18 protein-coding genes are annotated in these 20,356 nt (G+C 58.5%); 7 read left to right on the top strand and 11 right to left on the bottom strand.

The genetic code is table 11. The annotated features are described in order from the left end of the window. The first annotated feature begins 85 nt into the window (after positions 1–85). The gene (locus ACZ3HH_RS27280; RefSeq protein ID WP_465809342.1) at positions 86–1,483 is read left to right on the top strand and encodes a NorM family multidrug efflux MATE transporter; all 1,398 of its coding nucleotides are present in this window, start codon (positions 86–88) and stop codon (positions 1,481–1,483) included. 141 nt (positions 1,484–1,624) lie between these two features. Here the strand turns inward: ACZ3HH_RS27280 and ACZ3HH_RS27275 are convergent, their stop codons facing one another. Further along, a complete protein-coding gene (locus ACZ3HH_RS27275; protein WP_465809340.1) occupies positions 1,625–3,298 on the bottom strand; it encodes a putative bifunctional diguanylate cyclase/phosphodiesterase in 1,674 nt (557 codons plus the stop codon). Between the two features lie 263 nt (positions 3,299–3,561). Between ACZ3HH_RS27275 and rep the strand changes: the two genes are divergently transcribed. Then, positions 3,562–5,571: a DNA helicase Rep gene (gene rep, locus ACZ3HH_RS27270; RefSeq protein WP_123360904.1), complete on the top strand. Its 2,010-nt coding sequence runs from the start codon at positions 3,562–3,564 to the stop codon at positions 5,569–5,571. A gap of 57 nt (positions 5,572–5,628) precedes the next feature. Next, positions 5,629–6,201: a xanthine phosphoribosyltransferase gene (locus ACZ3HH_RS27265; RefSeq protein WP_007934646.1), complete on the top strand. Its 573-nt coding sequence runs from the start codon at positions 5,629–5,631 to the stop codon at positions 6,199–6,201. Between the two features lie 53 nt (positions 6,202–6,254). Here ACZ3HH_RS27265 and srmL read toward each other — a convergent pair whose 3' ends face one another. Next, positions 6,255–7,403, bottom strand: coding sequence for a PheS-related mystery ligase SrmL (srmL, locus tag ACZ3HH_RS27260; protein ID WP_465809338.1), 1,149 nt, complete (start codon positions 7,401–7,403; stop codon positions 6,255–6,257). A 459-nt stretch (positions 7,404–7,862) separates the two neighbouring features. On the opposite strand from srmL, the gene ACZ3HH_RS27255 reads away from it, so the two are divergent. After that, entirely contained in the window at positions 7,863–8,786 is a 924-nt protein-coding gene (locus ACZ3HH_RS27255; RefSeq protein ID WP_465809336.1) for a hypothetical protein, read from the top strand. Positions 8,787–9,107: 321 nt separating this feature from the next. On the opposite strand, the gene ACZ3HH_RS27250 is transcribed toward ACZ3HH_RS27255, so the two are convergent. The 6 genes from ACZ3HH_RS27250 to dadA form a co-directional block, all read right to left on the bottom strand. Next, positions 9,108–11,033: an acetyl-CoA hydrolase/transferase C-terminal domain-containing protein gene (locus ACZ3HH_RS27250; protein ID WP_465809334.1), complete on the bottom strand. Its 1,926-nt coding sequence runs from the start codon at positions 11,031–11,033 to the stop codon at positions 9,108–9,110. A gap of 133 nt (positions 11,034–11,166) precedes the next feature. Continuing rightward, entirely contained in the window at positions 11,167–11,583 is a 417-nt protein-coding gene (locus ACZ3HH_RS27245; RefSeq protein ID WP_033053381.1) for a c-type cytochrome, read from the bottom strand. A 182-nt stretch (positions 11,584–11,765) separates the two neighbouring features. Further along, entirely contained in the window at positions 11,766–12,314 is a 549-nt protein-coding gene (locus tag ACZ3HH_RS27240; protein WP_007894746.1) for a cupin domain-containing protein, read from the bottom strand. Positions 12,315–12,442: 128 nt separating this feature from the next. After that, positions 12,443–13,516, bottom strand: a complete 1,074-nt coding sequence (gene alr / locus ACZ3HH_RS27235; RefSeq protein WP_465809330.1) for an alanine racemase — start codon at positions 13,514–13,516, stop codon at positions 12,443–12,445. A gap of 98 nt (positions 13,517–13,614) precedes the next feature. After that, positions 13,615–13,968: a RidA family protein gene (locus tag ACZ3HH_RS27230; RefSeq protein WP_038980768.1), complete on the bottom strand. Its 354-nt coding sequence runs from the start codon at positions 13,966–13,968 to the stop codon at positions 13,615–13,617. Continuing rightward, positions 13,940–15,244 carry a D-amino acid dehydrogenase gene (dadA, locus tag ACZ3HH_RS27225; protein WP_465809328.1) on the bottom strand — a complete coding sequence of 435 codons (1,305 nt, stop codon included), beginning with the start codon at positions 15,242–15,244 and terminating at the stop codon, positions 13,940–13,942. The genes ACZ3HH_RS27230 and dadA overlap by 29 nt, the downstream gene beginning before the upstream one ends. A 156-nt stretch (positions 15,245–15,400) precedes the next feature. On the opposite strand from dadA, the gene ACZ3HH_RS27220 reads away from it, so the two are divergent. Beyond that, positions 15,401–15,889 carry an Lrp/AsnC ligand binding domain-containing protein gene (locus tag ACZ3HH_RS27220; RefSeq protein WP_003177284.1) on the top strand — a complete coding sequence of 163 codons (489 nt, stop codon included), beginning with the start codon at positions 15,401–15,403 and terminating at the stop codon, positions 15,887–15,889. Between the two features lie 124 nt (positions 15,890–16,013). On the opposite strand, the gene ACZ3HH_RS27215 is transcribed toward ACZ3HH_RS27220, so the two are convergent. Continuing rightward, positions 16,014–16,367 carry a YkgJ family cysteine cluster protein gene (locus tag ACZ3HH_RS27215; protein ID WP_465809325.1) on the bottom strand — a complete coding sequence of 118 codons (354 nt, stop codon included), beginning with the start codon at positions 16,365–16,367 and terminating at the stop codon, positions 16,014–16,016. A 148-nt stretch (positions 16,368–16,515) separates the two neighbouring features. Here ACZ3HH_RS27215 and ACZ3HH_RS27210 point away from each other — a divergent pair, with 148 nt between their 5' ends. Further along, the gene (locus ACZ3HH_RS27210; RefSeq protein WP_465809323.1) at positions 16,516–17,829 is read left to right on the top strand and encodes an NAD(P)/FAD-dependent oxidoreductase; all 1,314 of its coding nucleotides are present in this window, start codon (positions 16,516–16,518) and stop codon (positions 17,827–17,829) included. A 143-nt stretch (positions 17,830–17,972) separates the two neighbouring features. On the opposite strand, the gene ACZ3HH_RS27205 is transcribed toward ACZ3HH_RS27210, so the two are convergent. Further along, entirely contained in the window at positions 17,973–18,218 is a 246-nt protein-coding gene (locus ACZ3HH_RS27205; protein ID WP_123357428.1) for a DUF1127 domain-containing protein, read from the bottom strand. A 179-nt stretch (positions 18,219–18,397) separates the two neighbouring features. Here ACZ3HH_RS27205 and ACZ3HH_RS27200 point away from each other — a divergent pair, with 179 nt between their 5' ends. Continuing rightward, complete coding sequence (locus ACZ3HH_RS27200) at positions 18,398–19,816, top strand: aminotransferase-like domain-containing protein (protein WP_465809321.1); 1,419 nt, start codon at positions 18,398–18,400, stop codon at positions 19,814–19,816. An 11-nt stretch (positions 19,817–19,827) separates the two neighbouring features. On the opposite strand, the gene ACZ3HH_RS27195 is transcribed toward ACZ3HH_RS27200, so the two are convergent. After that, on the bottom strand, positions 19,828–20,352 hold the full coding sequence (locus ACZ3HH_RS27195; RefSeq protein WP_465809319.1) for a DUF1120 domain-containing protein: 525 nt from the start codon (positions 20,350–20,352) through the stop codon (positions 19,828–19,830). Positions 20,353–20,356: the final 4 nt, after the last annotated feature.

Raw genomic sequence — 20,356 nt, 5'->3', positions numbered from 1 at the left:
CATCCTTTTTATCCCTTTGTGCAAACCCCGCAGAGCGCCGAGAATCGACGCTTCCTGTTCTCTCTGACAATCGAGCGTGATGATCATGCAGCATCCAGCGCGTATTGAACTCTGGGCCATCCTGCGGCTGGCGGGGCCGTTGATTGCCTCGCAGTTGGCGCACATGTTGATGGTCCTCACCGACACGTTGATGATGGCGCGCCTGAGCCCCGAAGCACTGGCCGGCGGCGGCCTGGGCGCGGCGACGTATTCATTCGTGTCGATTTTCTGCATCGGCGTGATCGCCGCCGTCGGCACCCTGGTGGCGATTCGTCAGGGCGCAGGCGACATCATTGGCGCGGCGCGGCTGACCCAAGCCGGGTTGTGGCTGGCCTGGTTGATGGCGCTGGTGGCAGGTTTGCTGCTGTGGAACCTGAAACCGGTGTTGCTGCTGTTCGGCCAGACCGAAACCAACGTTCAGGCGGCTGGCCAGTTTCTGTTGATCCTGCCGTTCGCCCTGCCCGGCTACCTGAGCTTCATGGCGCTGCGCGGCTTCACCAGCGCCATCGGCCGGGCGACGCCGGTGATGGTCATCAGCCTCGCCGGTACCGTGGCCAACTTCCTGCTCAACTATGCGTTGATCACCGGTATGTTCGGTCTGCCGAAAATGGGCCTGGTGGGCATCGGTCTGGTCACGGCGATCGTTGCCAATCTCATGGCGCTGGCGCTCGCGCTGCACATTCGTCGGCATCCGGCCTACGACGCATATCCGTTGCGCCAGGGTCTGTCGCGGCCCAACCGTCAATACTTGAAGGAATTGTGGCGCCTGGGCCTGCCGATTGGCGGCACCTATGCGGTGGAAGTCGGCCTGTTTGCCTTCGCTGCGCTGTGCATGGGCACCATGGGCAGTACGCAACTGGCGGCGCACCAGATCGCCCTGCAAATCGTCTCGGTGGCGTTCATGATTCCGGCGGGGCTTTCCTACGCAATCACCATGCGCATCGGTCAGCATTACGGTGCCGGACAACTGCTGGATGCGCGGCTGGCCGGACGGGTCGGGATCGCCTTCGGCGCTGCGGCAATGCTTGGCTTCGCGATGGTCTTCTGGCTGCTGCCGCATCAGTTGATCGGCTTGTTCCTGGACCACAACGACCCGGCGTTCCGCGAAGTCATCAACCTGGCCGTGAGCCTGCTGGCGGTGGCGGCGTGGTTCGAACTGTTCGACGGCACACAAACCATCGCCATGGGCTGCATCCGCGGGCTCAAGGATGCCAAGACCACGTTCCTGGTGGGTTTGGGTTGCTATTGGCTGATCGGCGCACCGGCCGCCTGGTGGATGGCCTTCCATTTGAACTGGGGGCCAACGGGGGTCTGGTGGGGTCTGGCGCTGGGGCTGGCGTGTGCGGCGGTGAGCCTGACGCTGGCGTTTGAGTGGAAGATGAAACGGATGATTCGGCGCGAGCCGTCGTCAGGGGCGAGTTTTCAAATCGCCCAGCCAGATTGAGATCCCCTGTGGGAGCGGGCCTTTGTGGCGAGGGAGCTTGCTCCCGCTGAGTCGCGAAGCGGCCCCAAATGCTATGCGACTGCTTCGCAGCCGAGCGGGAGCAAGCTCCCTCGCCACAAAAGCACCCACAGTTGTTTGTGCTTAGCTCACGACTTCCAGTGCGGGCTGCTGACTGGAACCGAACGTCAAATACTCCACCAACTCCGCCAACGGCAACGGCTTGCTGATCAGGTACCCCTGAACCTGATCGCAACCAAACCCGCGCAACAAATCCAGCTGCTCCGCTGTTTCCACACCTTCGGCGACCACTTCGAGATTCAGGTTGTGCGCCAGGTTGATCATGGCGTGAACCAGTTTGCGATTCTCTTCCCGTTCTTCCATGCCGCCGACAAAGCTCTTGTCGACCTTCAACAAGGCAATCGGCAGGCTGTTGAGGTGCACGAACGAAGAGAACCCGGTGCCGAAATCATCCAGCGAGAAGCGCACGCCCAAACGCCCGAGAGCGTCCATGGTCTGTTTGACCAGATCGCTGCGACGCATCACCGCGGTTTCGGTCAGTTCGAATTCCAGCCATTGCGCCTCGACGCCACGCTCGGCAATCAGCCGACTCAGGGTCGACAGTAATTGGCTGTCCTGAAACTGCCGGAACGACAGGTTGATTGCCATGTGCAGCGCTGGCAGACCTCGTTCCCGCAACGCCTGCATGTCCCGCAGGGCCCGGGAAATCACCCAGTAACCCAGCGGCACGATCAAACCACTTTGCTCGGCCAGCGGCACGAATTCGCTGGGGGGCAACAAGCCGCGTTCGCCATGACGCCAGCGCACCAACGCCTCAAGGCCAACGATCTGGCCGTCCTCAAGGTTCAGGCGCGGCTGGTAATGCAATTCCAGCTCATCGCGGCGCAAGGCCCGGCGCAGCTCGCTTTCGAGGTCGGCGATGCTGCGGGCATTGCGATTGATCCGTTCGTTGAAGATGTGAAAGGTGCAGCCCTGAGTGCTCTTGGCCTGCTGCATGGCGATGTGCGCATGCCACATCAACGGGTCGGCTCCGGCCTGCGCTCGCGCGTGAGCGATGCCGAGGCTGGAACCGATCAACAGGCTTTCGCCGTCGACCCAATAGGGTTCGGACAGGGCTTCGGTAATGCGTTCGGCCATCCATTCGGCACGCTGAGGGGCGCGGCGGGTGTCGATCAGCAGGGCGAATTCATCGCTGCCCAGCCGCGCCAGTTGATCGCTGGCCTCCAGCTGGCTTTTCAGCCGCGAGACCACTTGCAGGATCAACCGATCGCCGGCCTGGTGGCCGAGGGCGTCGTTGGCGTGTCGAAAGTTGTCGAGGTCAAGGTGACCGAGGGCCAGGCCGCGACCGTCGTTTTCGGCCAGACGCGCCGCCAGCAAGGTCTGGAAACCCTGACGGTTGGCGATACCGGTCAACGGGTCCTGCTCGGCCAGGCGCTGCAAAGTGTTTTCCAGCACGCCGCGCTCACGTACATGACGCAGGCAGCGGCGCAACATGCCGGGATCCAGCAGATTGCGCACCAGCCAGTCGCTCACACCGTCGGGCGGCGCCAGCGGCTCGTGTTCGAGCAGCAACACAGTCGGCAGGTTGCAACGGCCGGGTGCTGGCTGGAGAGCAGGAATCGTCAACAACACCGCGCTGCGGTTGTCATCGAACAGGTTGCTGACCGACTCCCAGCTCGGCGCGCTGAGCAGCACAGCCGAACTCCCCATCGGAGCCAGACACTCGCGCAACAACGCTGCCCACACCGGCTCTTCGGCCAGTAGCAGCAAACGCAAGGGTTCGACAGGCGTAGACAAGCTAGCTCCCTAGACTCTGCAAAGATGTAGGCGGCGGGCATTATGCCGCGCAGGTAACCAATGACAACATGACATCGGTTATCAAACACGACTTTGGCGTATTGAATACGAACATTAGACGCAAATTCACTGCGCATCCTGCGTGAAAGTAGCAAAACCGGCAAATAGAGATAGCGTGTTGCGTCACAAGTCGGAGAGAGCAGCACAATTCGCTGAGCCTGTTAAAATGCCGGCCCATTTCGCTAATGACTCCCTGACTTCGTATGTCCCGACTCAATCCCCGGCAGCAAGAAGCCGTGAACTACGTCGGCGGCCCTCTTTTGGTGCTCGCCGGCGCAGGCTCCGGCAAGACCAGCGTGATCACCCGCAAAATTGCGCATCTGATCCAGAGTTGCGGCATCCGCGCCCAGTACATCGTCGCCATGACCTTTACCAACAAGGCCGCGCGGGAGATGAAGGAGCGGGTTGGCACGCTGCTCAAGGGCGGCGAAGGCCGCGGCCTGACGGTCTGTACCTTCCACAATCTGGGCCTGAACATCATCCGCAAGGAACATGTGCGGCTGGGCTACAAACCGGGCTTCTCGATCTTCGACGAGACCGACGTCAAAGCCCTGATGACCGACATCATGCAGAAGGAATACTCGGGCGACGACGGCGTCGACGAGATCAAGAACATGATCGGCTCATGGAAAAACGACCTGATCCTGCCGCCTGAAGCCCTGGAAAACGCCCGCAACCCCAAGGAACAGACCGCCGCCATCGTCTACACCCACTACCAGCGCACGCTCAAGGCGTTCAACGCGGTGGACTTCGACGACCTGATCCTGCTGCCGGTCAAACTGTTCCAGGAACACGACGATATCCTGGAAAAATGGCAGAACAAGGTCCGCTACCTGTTGGTGGACGAATACCAGGACACCAACGCCAGCCAGTATTTGCTGGTGAAACTGCTGATCGGCAAGCGTAATCAGTTCACCGTGGTGGGCGACGACGACCAGTCGATCTACGCCTGGCGCGGCGCCCGTCCGGAAAACCTGATGCTGCTCAAGGACGATTACCCGTCCCTGAAAGTGGTCATGCTCGAGCAAAACTACCGCTCCACCAGCCGCATCCTGCGCTGCGCCAACGTGCTGATCTCAAATAACCCGCACGAATTCGAAAAGCAGCTGTGGAGTGAGATGGGCCACGGTGACGAAATCCGCGTGATCCGTTGCCGCAACGAAGACGCCGAAGCCGAACGCGTGGCCGTCGAATTGCTGACCCTGCACCTGCGCACGGATCGGCCATACAGCGATTTTGCGATCCTGTATCGCGGCAACTACCAGGCCAAGCTGATCGAGCTGAAGCTGCAGCACCACCAGATTCCGTATCGCCTGTCCGGCGGCAACAGCTTTTTCGGACGTCAGGAAGTGAAAGACCTGATGGCCTACTTCCGGCTGATCGTGAACCCGGACGACGACAACGCCTTCCTGCGGGTGATCAACGTCCCACGCCGGGAGATCGGTTCGACCACGCTGGAGAAGCTGGGCAACTACGCCACCGAGCGAAAAATCTCGATGTACGCCGCCACTGACGAAATCGGTTTGGGCGAGCATCTGGACACGCGCTTCACCGATCGCCTGTCGCGCTTCAAGCGTTTCATGGACAAGGTCCGCGAGCAGTGCGCCGGCGAAGACCCGATCTCTGCCCTGCGCAGCATGGTCATGGACATCGACTACGAGAACTGGCTGCGCACCAACAGCTCCAGCGACAAGGCCGCCGATTACCGCATGGGTAACGTCTGGTTCCTGATCGAGGCGTTGAAGAACACGCTGGAGAAAGACGAAGAAGGCGAGATGACCGTTGAAGACGCCATCGGCAAACTCGTTCTGCGCGACATGCTGGAGCGTCAGCAGGAAGAGGAAGACGGCGCCGAAGGCGTGCAGATGATGACCTTGCACGCCTCCAAGGGTCTGGAGTTTCCCTACGTGTTCATCATGGGCATGGAAGAGGAAATCCTCCCGCACCGCTCCAGCATCGAAGCCGACACCATTGAAGAGGAACGTCGACTGGCCTACGTCGGGATTACCCGAGCGCGTCAGACGTTGGCGTTCACCTTCGCCGCCAAGCGTAAGCAATACGGCGAGATCATCGACTGCGCGCCTAGCCGTTTCCTCGATGAACTGCCGCCGGACGACTTGGCCTGGGAAGGCAACGACGACACTCCTGTTGAAGTCAAAGCGGTTCGCGGTAATACCGCATTGGCGGATATACGCGCGATGTTAAAGCGCTAGAATCGAGCACTTTTATAAGAGTTTAGGGGCCACAAGGCGCCAAAAGAGGAACGCTTCATGGAAGCACTGCACAAGAAAATTCGCGAAGAAGGCATCGTGCTTTCCGACCAGGTTCTGAAAGTCGACGCCTTTCTGAACCACCAGATCGACCCGGCCCTGATGAAGCTGATCGGCGACGAATTCGCCACGCTGTTCAAGGATTCGGGCATCACCAAGATTGTCACCATCGAAGCCTCGGGCATTGCCCCGGCGATCATGACCGGCCTGAACCTTGGCGTGCCGGTGATTTTTGCCCGTAAGCATCAGTCCCTGACCCTGACTGAGAACCTGCTGTCGGCGACGGTTTACTCGTTCACCAAGCAGACCGAAAGCACCGTGGCGATCTCCCCGCGCCACCTGACCAGCAGCGACCGCGTGCTGATCATCGACGACTTTTTGGCCAACGGTAAGGCTTCGCAAGCGCTGATCTCGATCATCAAACAGGCCGGCGCGACCGTTGCAGGCTTGGGTATTGTGATCGAGAAGTCGTTTCAGGGTGGGCGTGCGGAACTGGATGCCCAGGGTTATCGCGTTGAATCGTTGGCTCGGGTGCAGTCGCTGAAGGATGGCGTTGTAACCTTCATCGAATAAAGCCACACCGCATCTCCCTAGTGGGAGCGAGCTTGCTTGCCCCCACTTCGGTTTCAAGCCTTCGGCAGATCCATTCTGTACCCCGCCCCAGGCGCTCCTTCATGCATCGCCGCCTGAATATCCGCATACAGGGCGTTCGCCTCAGCGGTAGTGATTGATCGCGAACAATCACGCAGCACTACGCGCAAAAGCACATTTTCCTGGCCCGGCAGCAGCCCGAGCCGTTCAATTGCCTGCCCGGGCAAATCCGAGAACGCCCACCGTCCCTTGACTTGCATCTCCTCGATCCAGTCAGAGCAATCGCCGGCCGCCTGCAACATTTTTTCGGTCAACACTTCTTCGCTCAGCCCCGGCGTTACCGCCAACGAAATGTCACGAGCAATCGACGGCAAACGAGATACTGCCGTCCATGGATTCAGATCATGCATCTGCGCCTGCACTCGCACGTTCTGATCACGCAGCAAGCGGATATCCGGAATGCCTTTTCGCAACATCGTCAGGCGATCCAGCCCCATCCCAAGCGCCAGTCCTCCATGATGCAGCGGATCTATGTTCAAGCGTTCCAGCAAAGACCTCGCAATACGACCGCACTCCAGCACCTCAACCGGAGCCCCGTCATTCAAGACATTTACTTCGATTCCGCCCTCCGTGTAGTGATGCGGACTATCACTGTAGACCCAAGATTTATCGGGAACGGCAGACTTAAGAATATCGCCGACCAAACGCAACAGATGTTCGTGCGTTGCCAGTTCCGGGTCACCCAGCACCCAAATATCCATTTGATGCGGTTCCGCGCAATGCCAACGATCCCGACTATCACGACGGAAAGTAATACCTGGCGCTGCCAGCAATATCGTCTGTCCCGGCTGTCGCACCTGAGCCGCTCGCTGAAGCGCTACCGGAATCTGGCTGGTGGTTTGTGTTCGCAACAGCGAGTACTCATCGACCCAACGGGTGTGCTCACTCCCAAGCGTAACCTCTGCGGGGTCATAACCGAGCAGACCGTAATTTTCTTCAGCAGACACAATCCTCGGCCCGGTTTGTAGTTGCGCTTGAGGCCAACCTTTTTCAGCGAGTCCCTGGAGGATTTCATTTAGCAGCAATCGGACGGCGTGATCGGGATCTTTTGTTTCGGTTAGATCAACCAGTAACAGAGCCTGATGAACAGAAATGTCTGCCAAGTATTTCTTTGATGCGCGCACTATACACCCCTTAATCTACAGTTAAATATCGAGCCAGAAAAGCAAGCCCATAAATAAACCTAACGACACATGGTCATCTACCACAACCAAAAAAATGGCAAATATAGAATTTTCAGAACTGGACTACAGATGTACCCCACACAAATAACCGAATTAAACCACCTGAGAATCCTGGCAGATAAATTTATTCTAAAAAACTCCCAAGAAATCATTTAACACATTAAAAAATTCTGTATTAATTACTCCACTCCCAAGAAATTCAGGGAGCAAAAACCAAAAAATGAAAAAGGATGATCAGATGAAAAATGAAAAAGCCGTCAAAGAAAAGCTTAACCGGATCACTTCTGGCCCGGATAACTTTGGGTGGGCACCGTTAGCTTGGGCTCACACTGAAGAGTAAATGATACCAATGCGCGGCTAGCGTTCTTGCCGCGCATTGGAAAAAATCAGGAGGGTTTTATGTCACCAGCAAACATGATATCGACACTCTTCGGCCATGAAGAGTTATCAATTATTGCAGACTCAAAGGACTTCCTCAGAGAATGTTCGCTCCTAGGGTTCAATACGGCCAATATTTCTGATCTAAAGACATTACCAAAAAACAGTATTGTTTTTTCTTTTAGCAATGACGCTGCAAAAATGACGTTTGAACTAGCAAAAAACACAAAAAGCAAAAAAAGCGTTTTCTGCGCGACTCAAGTATTCGAGCCCACCGTAGCGACTGCACTATATAGTCTGAAGCTTTTGCTGAGCTGCAATTTTGAGCACGCCTTATGTACACAGAGATCCGTGTTAAACATGCTCAATTCAAATGAGTTATTTTTCCTGTCCGGTAACGACGCCGATGCGCAGGTCTCAGTTTTTCCGCACGCACAGCCTTACGCACTACTTGCCGAAGACGTATCTCACGATTTTGTTCAGTCCGTAGCAGAGTTTTTTGAAGTTCATTACGCACACATGAACCCACAAGAGCCCTGTCCGTTTTCTTTTACCGGCACATTAAAAATCGCGGGAATACTGACAGTACTTAGAAAACCCAATCCGATATTACCAGAAGGTTTGAAAACCTCACTTAAATGGTTGAGTGATCGAATTTCGGAAGAAGGTGCTCTGCTATCAATCAAAGACAACACCATCACTTCACTAAAAACAAATAAAGAGGAGCACATAAAGCTTCTGGATCTTGCGGCTGGCTCTCGTGGACTGAAGTTGACAGAATTCGCCATCGGGGTAAACGAGGCTATCGCATCAAATATCGATTACAAAATCAATTCACAAATGAATGAAGGCATCAGCGGGGTTCACTTAGCTATTGGTGATGGGTCTTCCGGCTATCACATAGACTTCCTTAGTCCATCCGTGAGCGTAAATCCAATACACTAGTTAATTCAGTCGCAACCAGAGAACGCTCAAGACACCTGTTCTATACCTCTACTGCAATAACGCCTGCGCATGCTGCCCCCTGGTTGCTGAATACATCGCTATTGTGGGCAAGCCCGCTCCCGCATTGGATGTTCGCCGAACACAGAATTTGTGCTCTCTGAAGATCCGCGTGGGAGTGAGCCTGCTCGCGATGAATATGCTGCTGTTTTTCTGATGGGCCGTGTCATCGTTCTTCGCGGGCAAGCCTCGCTCCTACAGGTTATCGTCGTTCTTAAGATCAACACTAACCTATAGGGGCGAGACTTGCCTGCGAAGACGTCCTCACTGCTGCGCGGTGGCTTTGAGGCCGGTGAGCAACAACCGCTGAAACAGGTCCTCTCTCAACCCCTCGGGATGGGTCAGCTGCATCCTTTCCAGATGCACCGGGAATTCCGAAGCCGCTGGCGCATCCAGCGCAGCCTTGCCCAACTCCAGAATCTCCGTGAGCTTGAACTTGCTCTTCAACCAGTTCAGCGCCCGCAATAAATCCCGCTCTTCAGCGGTGAAATCACAGCCCAGCGGATATTCCGGAAACAAATTCAAATGCCGACCCTGAATGGCCTGCAACCGCTGTGGCCTGTTGTCGGCGAAACGCGGATCGAGGCGGAAATGCTTGGGCAATTTGCCAACGCTCTGCGCCTGCTCGATCAGCCCCGGCTGGAAGCGTGAGTCGCTGATGTTCAGCAACGCCTCGATCACTGCCGCGTCGGTCTTGCCGCGCAAATCGGCGATGCCGTACTCGGTGACGACGATATCCCGCAGATGCCGCGGGATCGTGCAATGACCGTATTCCCAGACGATATTCGAACTGACTTCACCGCCCGACTCGCGCCAACTGCGCAGCAGCAGGATCGAACGCGCGCCTTCCAGAGCATGCCCCTGGACGACGAAGTTGTACTGCCCGCCGACACCGCTGAGTACCCGTCCATCCTCTAACTGATCGGCCACCCCCGCGCCCATCAAGGTCATGGTGAAGACGGTATTGATGAAGCGCGCATCAAGGCGCTGCAAGCGTTTGAGTTCCTCCTGACCGTAGAGCTCGTTGATGTAGCTGATGCGGGTCATGTTGAATTCGAGCCGTTTGCCTTGGGGCATCTCCCGCAGGCGTTCATAGAAACTGCGCGGCCCGAGGAAAAATCCGCCATGCACGCAGATCCCGTCGGTTTGTGCGGCCTCATCCAGCGTGCCGGCATTCGCCCGCTGCTGGGTCGGCACGTCCGGGTAGACCTTGCGCCGCACGATCCCGGCGTCCGCTAATACCAGCAAGCCGTTGACGAACATTTCACTGCAACCGTAAAGGCCCTTGGCGAACGGTTCGATGCCCCCTTCGCACTCAATCAGCTGCGCCCATTGACTGAGATTCAGATCCGCCAGCAATGCCTTGTAACCATCACTGTCAGCCTGCCGCGCCAGCAACGCTGCCGTCAGGGCATCGCCCATGGCACCGATGCCAATCTGCAAAGTGCCGCCGTCGCGCACCAGCATGCTGGCGTGCAGTCCGATGAAATGATCCTGGAAACCCACCGGCATGTTCGGCGTGGAAAACAGCGTGGTGCTGTCCTTCGCGTCGATCAGCAGGTCGAAGCTGTCGATGGCGATTTCCGCATCGCCGGGCATGTACGGCAAATCGTTGTGCACCTGGCCCACCAGCAGGATCGTTTCCCCCGCCGCCCGGCGTTTGGCGATCATCGGCAACAAGTCGAGGGTGATGTCCGGGTTGCAGCTCAGGCTCAGGCGATCGGGATGTTCGCTGTGGCTGGCGACCAGTTGCGCGACCAGGTTCAAGCCGGCGGCATTGATGTCCCGGGCGGCGTGGCTGTAATTGCTGCTGACGTAATCCTGCTGGGCCGATGCGCTGTTAAGCAGGCTGCCTGGTTGCATGAAAAATTGATGAATGTGGATGTTGGCCGGCAGGCTGTCGCGATGCAGGTCGGCGAGGAAATCCAGCTCCGGATAATCGCCGAACACCCGCTCGATAAAGGGTTCGAGGAAGCGCTTTTGCAAGCCATCGCCCAATGGCGGGCGGCCGAGACACAGGGCGGTGTAAATCGTCAGTTGCCGCTCGGGCAGTTGCGCGATCCGTTGATACAGCGCGTTGACGAAATGATTGGGTTTGCCCAGCCCCAGCGGCAATCCCATGTGGATATGCGCCGGCAACCGCGCCAGAACGTCATCGACTGCCTGCTCGATAGAACATAACTGCACCATCTGATCCTCCCGCCCGTTCCATGAATTGGGGTTGGACCGAGCTTGCCGGGTCTTTGCTGCAAAGCATAGCCTCAGGGGTAAATCGCAGGCACAAAAAAGCCGCTCGTAAGCGGCTTTTCGTTGAAGACCGGGCTTACTTCAGGCCAGACATCTTCTGGATGGCGCCCTTGAGCTCGGCGTCGGCGCAATCGGCGCAGGTGCCTTTTGGCGGCATAGCATTGAGGCCAGAGATTGCTTTCGCCAGCAAGCCATCAACACCGCCTTCTTTCTTGGCGCGCTCGCCCCAAGCTGCGGCATCACCGATTTTCGGTGCGCCCAACAGGCCGGTACCGTGGCAAGCGTTGCAATGTTTCGCAATCACTTCGTCAGGGGTCTTGGCACCACCACCGCCACCAGCAGATGCAGCGACTTCCATCCCCTTGCATTCTTTGCCCTGCACACAAACCTGGCCGACGGGTTCAAGACGTTTAGCAATATCGTCGTTGGTCGCTGCTTGTGCGCTGACTGCCCAAAGGGCCAATACGGTTGCTGGTACAGCCAGCATTTTCATAATTAGATTCACGCGTTCACCCTCAATGGTGGCTAGTCACGCCCACGGCCACGGTTCGCAGGCGGGCGCAAGTATAGCGGTAAGCCCGTCACACTGAAACAACCCCAAAGTCGAAGGGGTCTTGTCGTGGAATGGGAATACAGCATGGGCGTCTCCACAATCCGGGCAGGACGCCTCTTCTCTTAGAAATTCGCTGGGGTAGCTGCGCTGATTAGTCGCGCCGGAGCATCGAACGGATTACGGAAGCGGTGCGGCTTGGTACTTTCAAAGTAGTAGCTATCGCCGGCCTCGAGCACAAATGTTTCGAGCCCCACCACCAGCTCCAGCCGACCTTCCACCAGAATCCCGGTTTCCTCGCCCTCATGGGTGAGCATCTCGTCACCGGTGTCGGCGCCAGGCGGGTAGATTTCGTTGAGGAACGCGATAGCCCGGCTCGGGTGAGCCCGACCGACCAGTTTCATGGTCACTGCCCCATCGGAAATATCGATCAGCTCGTGGGCCTTGTAGACGATCTGAGTCGGTTTTTCCTGCAGGATTTCTTCGGAAAAGAACTCGACCATGGACATGGGAATCCCGCCCAGTACCTTCCTCAGCGAACTGATCGAGGGGCTGACGCTGTTCTTCTCGATCATCGAAATGGTGCTGTTGGTAACACCCGCGCGTTTGGCGAGCTCACGCTGGGAAAGACCTTTGAGCTTACGGATCGATTGCAGTCGTTCACCGACGTCCAATGCTGGAGCCTCCAGGGATTCAGGTTGCAGGAATATTGAGCGTTATCATGGCGACAGCGTTCAGTATTTACAACACTTGGGCCTGAATCCTGTTTAGCGAAGCGACTTTCGGTCGGGAGCGTTATTCGTCAGGCCCCGGAATAGAGCAGCGGCACCCGACGCAGGTTGCAGAAGATCTGGTAAGGAATCGTGCCCGCGGCCGTAGCAACGTCACTGGCGAGGATATTTTTACCCCACAACTCGACGGGCGAACCGAGGCCGGCTTGCGGCACATCGGTCAGGTCGACACAGAGCATGTCCATCGACACGCGGCCAATCAACTGGCTGCGCTGCCCGGCGACCATCACGGGCGTACCGGTCGGTGCCTGACGTGGATAGCCGTCGGCATACCCCATCGCCACCACGCCAACGCGCATTGGCTTGGGGGTGACGAATTTCGCGCCGTAACCAATCGGCTCGCCGGCCGGCAGTTCACGCACGCAAATCACTTTCGATTCCAGGGTCATCACCGGTTGCAGGCGTGACGCCACGGCATTGGCCTCTTCGAAAGGCGTTGCGCCGTAAAGCATGATGCCCGGGCGCACCCAATCGCTCGGAATCTGCGGCCAACCGAGCACCGCCGGCGAATTACGCAGGCTGATTTCAGCCGACAACCCCTGACGCGCCGCCTCGAATACCGCGACCTGCTCGGCGCTGGTCTGGCAATGTAGCTCATCGGCGCGGGCGAAGTGACTCATCAGCACGATCTTCGCCACTTTGCCGCTGGCCAGCAGCCGTTGATAGGCCGCCTGGTAATCCGCCGGGTGCAAGCCAACCCGATGCATGCCCGAGTCGAGCTTGAGCCATACCGTGATCGGTTTGTTGAGCGCGGCTTTTTCGATGGCTTCGAGCTGCCACAGCGAATGCACCACGCACCAGAAGTCATGCTCGACGATCAGCGACAGTTCATCGGCTTCGAAAAAACCTTCGAGCAACAGCACCGGCGCACGAATGCCGGCGGCACGCAGCTCCAACGCCTCTTCAATGCACGCCACGGCAAACCCGTCCGCCTCGGCTTCCAGTGCCTGGGCACAACGTACCGCGCCATGGCCATAGGCATCGGCCTTGATCACCGCGAGGGCCTTGGCCCCCGTGACTTCACGGGCGATCAGGTAGTTGTGGCGCAGGGCTTGAAGGTCGATCAGGGCACGGGCTGGACGCATGGCGGCAGACTTCTAGTCAGTCATTTGAAAAAAAACCGGCGCTGGCTGACAGCGTGAACCGCCAACAGCACCGGGAGAGGGATCTTTCTGGCTGAGCGTTATGGCAGCGCGGCAACAACCGACAGCTCGACCAGGATTTCCGGTTCGCACAGCTTCGATTCAACGGTAGCGCGGGCCGGGGCGACGCCCTTTGGCAGCCACTGGTCCCACACCGAATTCATGCCTTCGAAGTGCGCATCGATGTCTTTCAGGTAAATCGTCACCGACAGCAGACGGTTCTTGTCGGTCCCGGCCAGATCCAGCAAACGCTCGATGTTGGCGAGGGTTTCACGGGTCTGCTGTTCAATCCCGGCGCTCATGTCATCGCCGACCTGTCCTGCCAGATACACGGTACTGTTGTGGACAACGATCTGGCTCATGCGCTCATTGGTGAGCTGGCGCTGGATTGACATGTTTTGCGGACTCCTGACGTTTGTTGCCATAACGGGAAATATCGAGGCCTTCGGCGCTGATCTGCGGCGTTTTCTTCGCCATCAGATCGGCCAGCAAACGACCGGAACCACAAGCCATGGTCCAGCCGAGCGTACCGTGGCCCGTATTCAGAAACAGGTTTTTGAACGGCGTGGCGCCAACAATCGGCGTGCCATCCGGAGTGGTCGGACGCAGGCCGGTCCAGAAGCTCGCCTGGGGCAGATCGCCGCCCTGAGGATAAAGGTCGTTGACGATCATCTCCAGGGTTTCGCGTCGACGCGGGTTCAACGACAGGTCAAAACCGGCTATTTCCGCCATGCCGCCGACGCGGATGCGGTTGTCGAAACGGGTGATCGCGACCTTGTAGGTCTCGTCGAGAATGGTCGACGTCGGGGCCATCGCCGGGTTGATGATCGGCACGGTCAGCGAGTAACCCTTGAGCGGATACACCGGAGCCCGGATGCCCAACGGCTTGAGCAATTGCGGCGAGTAGCTGCCCAGCGCCAGCACGTAGCGGTCGGCGGTTTCCAGCTTGCCGTCGATCCACACGCCGTTGATGCGGTCACCGGCGAAGTCGAGGCGCTGAATGTCCTGGCCAAAACGGAATTCCACACCCAGCTTCGTGGCCATTTCAGCCAGGCGGGTGGTGAAGATCTGGCAGTCGCCGGTCTGGTCGTTCGGCAGGCGCAAGGCACCGGCGAGGATGTCGGTGACACTGGCCAGGGCCGGTTCGACCCGGGCAATGCCGGCGCGGTCGAGCAGTTCGAACGGCACGCCGGACTCTTTCAGCACGGCGATGTCTTTGGCGGCGCCATCAAGCTGCGCCTGGGTGCGGAACAGCTGGGTAGTCCCCAGGCTACGGCCTTCGTAGGCAATGCCGGTTTCGGCGCGCAATTCGTCGAGGCAGTCGCGGCTGTACTCGGACAGGCGCACCATGCGCTCCTTGTTCACCGCGTAACGGCTGGCGGTGCAGTTGCGCAGCATCTGCGCCATCCACAGGTATTGGTCGATGTCGGCAGTGGCCTTGATCGCCAACGGTGCGTGACGCTGCAACAGCCACTTGATGGCTTTGAGCGGCACACCCGGCGCGGCCCACGGCGAGGCATAACCCGGCGAAACCTGCCCGGCGTTGGCGAAACTGGTTTCCATGGCCGCCGCGGGCTGACGGTCAACCACCGTCACCTCAAAGCCGGCCCGTGCCAGATAATAGGCACTGGCGGTACCGATGACGCCGCTACCCAAGACCAGAACGCGCATTTTCATATCCCTCATCGCGGCTTACCGCTGACGTTTATTGTGCAGACCGAAGATGTGGGCAGTTTAAAAAAGATTAGCCAGTGCTTTTCACTATATAAGTGCCTATATTTGGCGACAATTCTCGGCAAAAACCCTTTTCACGGAGGCGCATCCCCTATGCGGACCAACACTCAGACCAAACGTGAGCTGGACAAGATCGACCGCAACATCCTGCGAATCCTGCAAGCGGACGGGCGCATTTCCTTCACCGAGCTGGGGGAAAAGGTCGGCCTCTCCACCACGCCCTGCACCGAACGGGTACGGCGACTGGAGCGCGAAGGGATCATCATGGGCTACAACGCCCGCCTGAATCCGCAGCACCTCAAGGGTAGCTTGCTGGTGTTCGTCGAGATCAGCCTCGACTACAAATCCGGCGATACTTTCGAAGAGTTCCGACGCGCGGTGCTGAAACTGCCCCACGTACTGGAATGCCATTTGGTGTCAGGGGATTTCGATTACCTGGTGAAAGCACGGATTTCAGAGATGGCCTCGTACCGCAAACTGCTGGGCGACATCCTGCTCAAGCTGCCGCATGTGCGCGAATCCAAGAGCTATATCGTGATGGAAGAAGTGAAAGAGAGCTTGAGCCTGCCGATTCCGGATTGAGGCTTTGTGGTGCATGTTCGGGCCCCATCGCGGGCAAGCCCGCTCCCACAGGTGTTGCGCCGATCTTGTGGGAGCGGGCTTGCCCGCGATGGGGTCGACTCGGTGACTCTAATTCACGCAACAGTCAGACCAACACCTGCCGGGTAGAAGCCATGTACTCATGAATCTGCTGCTCGACCCGCGGATGGATCAGCTCCACCGGTCGCCGTCCGTTGGGGCATGGCAACGTCTTGGTGGTACCGAACAGCCGACAGATCAGCGGTCGTTCGTCATACACCGTGCAGCCGTTGGGGCCCAGATGGACGCAGTTGAGCTCATCCATCGCCGCATCCTGCTCCGCCCGGGTCTTGCGCGGCAGGCGGGACATTTCTTCGGGCGAGGTGGTCACCGGCCCACAGCAGTCATGGCAGCCGGGCACGCACTCGAAAGAGGGAATCTGCTGGCGCAGCGTGCGAATTTTCTGGCTGTTGCAACTCATCGAAGCGGTGACCGAATGCGGAATAGACCGGGATTCTGACGCAAAAACCCCGATCCAGACAGCGCCAACCGACCGGTGTTGCCCGTGTCCGAAGCAGCGGCTTATGCTCCGTCAACTTTTTCAAACACACGAACTCAGGATGACGCACATGAACGCCCCCGTTCAGCAACCAGCCCCGAGCCATCAGCACACCGCCTCTTATTACGCCGCCAGCAGCTTGCCGCAACCCGATCTTGCGGCGCTCACAGGTGAGCTGGTTGCGGACGTGTGTGTGGTGGGCGGCGGGTTCTCCGGGCTGAACACCGCGATTGAATTGGCCGAACGTGGCTTCAGCGTGGTGCTGCTGGAAGCGCACAAGATCGGCTGGGGCGCCAGCGGACGCAATGGCGGGCAATTGATTCGTGGCGTCGGCCATGGCCTCGATCAGTTCGCCAACGTGATCGGTGTCGATGGTGTGCGCCAGATGAAACTGATGGGGCTGGAAGCGGTGGAAATCGTCCGACAGCGGATCGAGCGTTTTCAGATCCCTTGCGACCTGACTTGGGGTTACTGCGACCTCGCCAACAAAGCCCACGACCTGGAAGGCTTCGCCGAAGACGCGATCGAGCTGCACAGCCTCGGTTACCGTTACGAAACCCGTCTGCTGCAGGCCAATGAAATGCACAGCGTGGTGGGTTCCGACCGCTATGTCGGCGGCTTGATCGACATGGGCTCCGGGCATCTGCACCCCTTGAACCTGGCACTCGGCGAAGCGGCCGCCGCCGGGCAATTGGGCGTGAAGCTGTTCGAACAATCGGCGGTGACCCGCATCGATTACGGCCCCGAGGTCAAGGTCCATACCGCCCAGGGCACGGTTCGCGCGAAGACGCTGGTGCTGGGTTGCAACGCCTACCTCAACGATCTCAATCCGCAACTCGGCGGCAAAGTGCTGCCCGCTGGCAGTTACATCATCGCCACCGAACCCTTGAGCGAAGAACTGGCCCACGCGCTGCTGCCGCAAAACATGGCGGTCTGCGATCAACGGGTGGCGCTGGATTACTACCGACTCTCCGCGGACCGACGCTTGCTGTTCGGCGGTGCCTGCCATTATTCAGGACGCGACCCGAAAGACATCGCCGCGTATATGCGGCCGAAGATGCTGGCGGTGTTCCCGCAACTGGCCGGGGTGAAAATCGACTATCAATGGGGCGGGATGATCGGCATCGGCGCCAATCGCCTGCCGCAGATCGGTCGGCTCAAGGAGCAGCCGAATGTGTATTACGCCCAGGCTTATTCCGGTCATGGGTTGAACGCCACGCATCTGGCGGGCAAGTTGTTGGCTGAAGCTATCAGTGGTCAGCAGAGCGGAGGGTTCGATCTGTTTGCCAAGGTGCCGCATATCACCTTCCCCGGTGGTAAGCATTTGCGCTCGCCGTTGTTGGCGTTGGGGATGTTGTGGCATCGGATGAAGGAGTTGGTCTGATCGGTTAGCGGCGTTCTTACGGGCCTCATCGCGGGCAAGCCCGCTCCCACAATGGTCGCTGGTGTTCACAAGAATTGTGTTCACCGCCAATCCCTGTGGGAGCGGGCGTGCCCGCGATGAGGCCCGAAAGAGCGCCCTGAAACTCAGATCCGCCAGAAGGGTTTAAGCCCCTCCTCCCGCGCCTGCTCCTGACTCAATCCGACATCCCTGAGCTGTTCCGGCGTCAATTCCAGCAACACCTTGCGCGTGTGCAGACGATGCCAGAACAGGCCCCAGCGACCCAGGCAGGACGGTGCGTTGCGCATGACCGCCTCACGTGCTCCGTTTTTTTGCCCTGCCGCCAGTTCCTGACTGTGTAACGTCAGCCGCACATCGCTCAAGCCGTTCATTTTCATTGCTCCTGTTTACTTGGGTAGCCAGAGCTTTCATGATGCGCGGACGGCGAAAAGCATTACAGATTCAACGATGGTGTATTAACTCCATACAGATTTTCCGTTTCAGCCTCTGAATCACATATTTTTGCCCCATCTGTGCTGGTCAACCGAATCACCCACACCGAGACTGCGCCATGACCCTTTACGTTAACCTCGCCGAATTGCTCGGCACTCGTATCGAACAGGGCTTCTATCGTCCCGGCGACCGGTTGCCCTCGGTGCGGGCGCTGAGTGTCGAACATGGGGTCAGCCTGAGCACGGTGCAGCAAGCCTATCGAGTGCTGGAAGACGTTGGTCTGGCGATGCCCAAACCCAAGTCCGGCTACTTCGTACCGGTGAGTCGCGAGCTGCCGGAACTGCCAGTGGTTGGCCGGCCAGCCCAACGACCAGTGGATATTTCACAGTGGGATCAAGTGCTGGAACTGATCCGCGCCGTACCGCGCAAGGACGTCGTGCAACTGGGTCGCGGCATGCCGGACATCACCACGCCGACCATGAAACCGCTGCTGCGCAACCTGGCGCGAATCAGCCGTCGGCAGGACATGCCCGGTCTGTATTACGACAACATCTACGGCACCCTCGAATTGCGCGAGCAGATCGCTCGCCTGATGCTCGACTCCGGTTGCCAGTTGAGCGCCAACGATCTGGTGATCACTACCGGTTGCCACGAAGCACTGTCCACCAGCATCCGCGCCATCTGCGAGCCGGGTGACATCGTCGCCGTAGATTCGCCGAGCTTTCACGGCGCCATGCAGACGCTCAAGGGTTTGGGCATGAAAGCCCTGGAAATCCCCACCGACCCGCTCACCGGTATCAGCCTAGATGCTTTGGAACTGGCGCTGGAGCAATGGCCGATCAAAGCCATACAGTTGACCCCCAACTGCAACAACCCGCTGGGCTACATCATGCCGGAGACGCGCAAACGTGCGCTGTTGACACTCGCACAGCGTTTCGACGTGGCGATTATCGAGGACGATGTGTATGGCGAACTGGCCTACACCTACCCGCGTCCGCGCACGATCAAGTCCTTCGACGAAGACGGCCGCGTCCTGCTCTGCAGTTCTTTTTCCAAGACCCTGGCACCGGGCCTGCGCATTGGTTGGGTCGCGCCGGGCCGTTATCTGGAACGGGTGCTGCACATGAAATACATCAGCACCGGCTCCACGGCGCCGCAACCGCAAATTGCGATTGCCGAATTTCTCAAGGCCGGTCACTTCGAACCGCATTTACGGAAGATGCGCACGCAATACCAGCGCAATCGCGACGCGATGATCGACTGGGTGACCCGCTACTTCCCCGCTGGCACCCGAGCCAGCCGTCCGCAAGGCAGCTTCATGCTGTGGGTCGAACTGCCGGAGGGCTTCGATACCCTGAAACTCAATCGGGCGCTACATGATCAAGGCGTACAGATTGCTGTCGGCAGTATCTTTTCCGCCTCGGGCAAATACCGAAATTGTCTGCGGATGAACTACGCTGCCAAAACAACTCCGCAGATCGAAGAAGCAGTGCGCAAGGTCGGTGCGGCAGCGATCAAATTGCTGGCTGAAGGCTGAAGGCTGAACAATCAGTCCAGCAGAAATCGCCCCCATGCCTGGAACGGGGTTATGTCGCGAACGCGTGTCGCTTGTGGGGGGACGAGGGTTTCGATGTCCAGTTCCAGGCGCCAATGCTGGCCAGCCAGAGGCTGACCGTCGAGCCTGGGTCGGATGCGATCGCCTGGCCGCAACAGCGCTGCGTTGTGCGCACCATCGGATTCTCTTAGCCAGTTGACTGCCTGGCCATCGAGTCGTGTAGCAACCAGACGCATCTGCATAATGCCCGGCCCGAACCGATAGTGCTGCGCGTCGACAGCCGGCGCCTCGAACCGCAGCCCCATCGGTTGCGGCTCGCTGCATTGCACGTTCAGATATATCCGCCGAATGCCAAAACTCAGAGCCGCCCCCGTATTCGACGCCTGCAAGCTATCACGGGTATGCGAACCGTAATCCAGCGCCATGGGATTGAGCTGTATCGTGCAATCCGTCTGCGCATAACTCGGTAGCGCGACCGGCCACAATGCCAGCAACAACAGCCTGACAAAATCTTTCATGAAC

Source organism: Pseudomonas sp. PME37.24/025, from assembly GCF_055556615.1.
The sequence above is the reverse complement of the archived record's forward strand: the minus strand, read 5'-3'. Positions and strand labels throughout refer to the sequence as shown.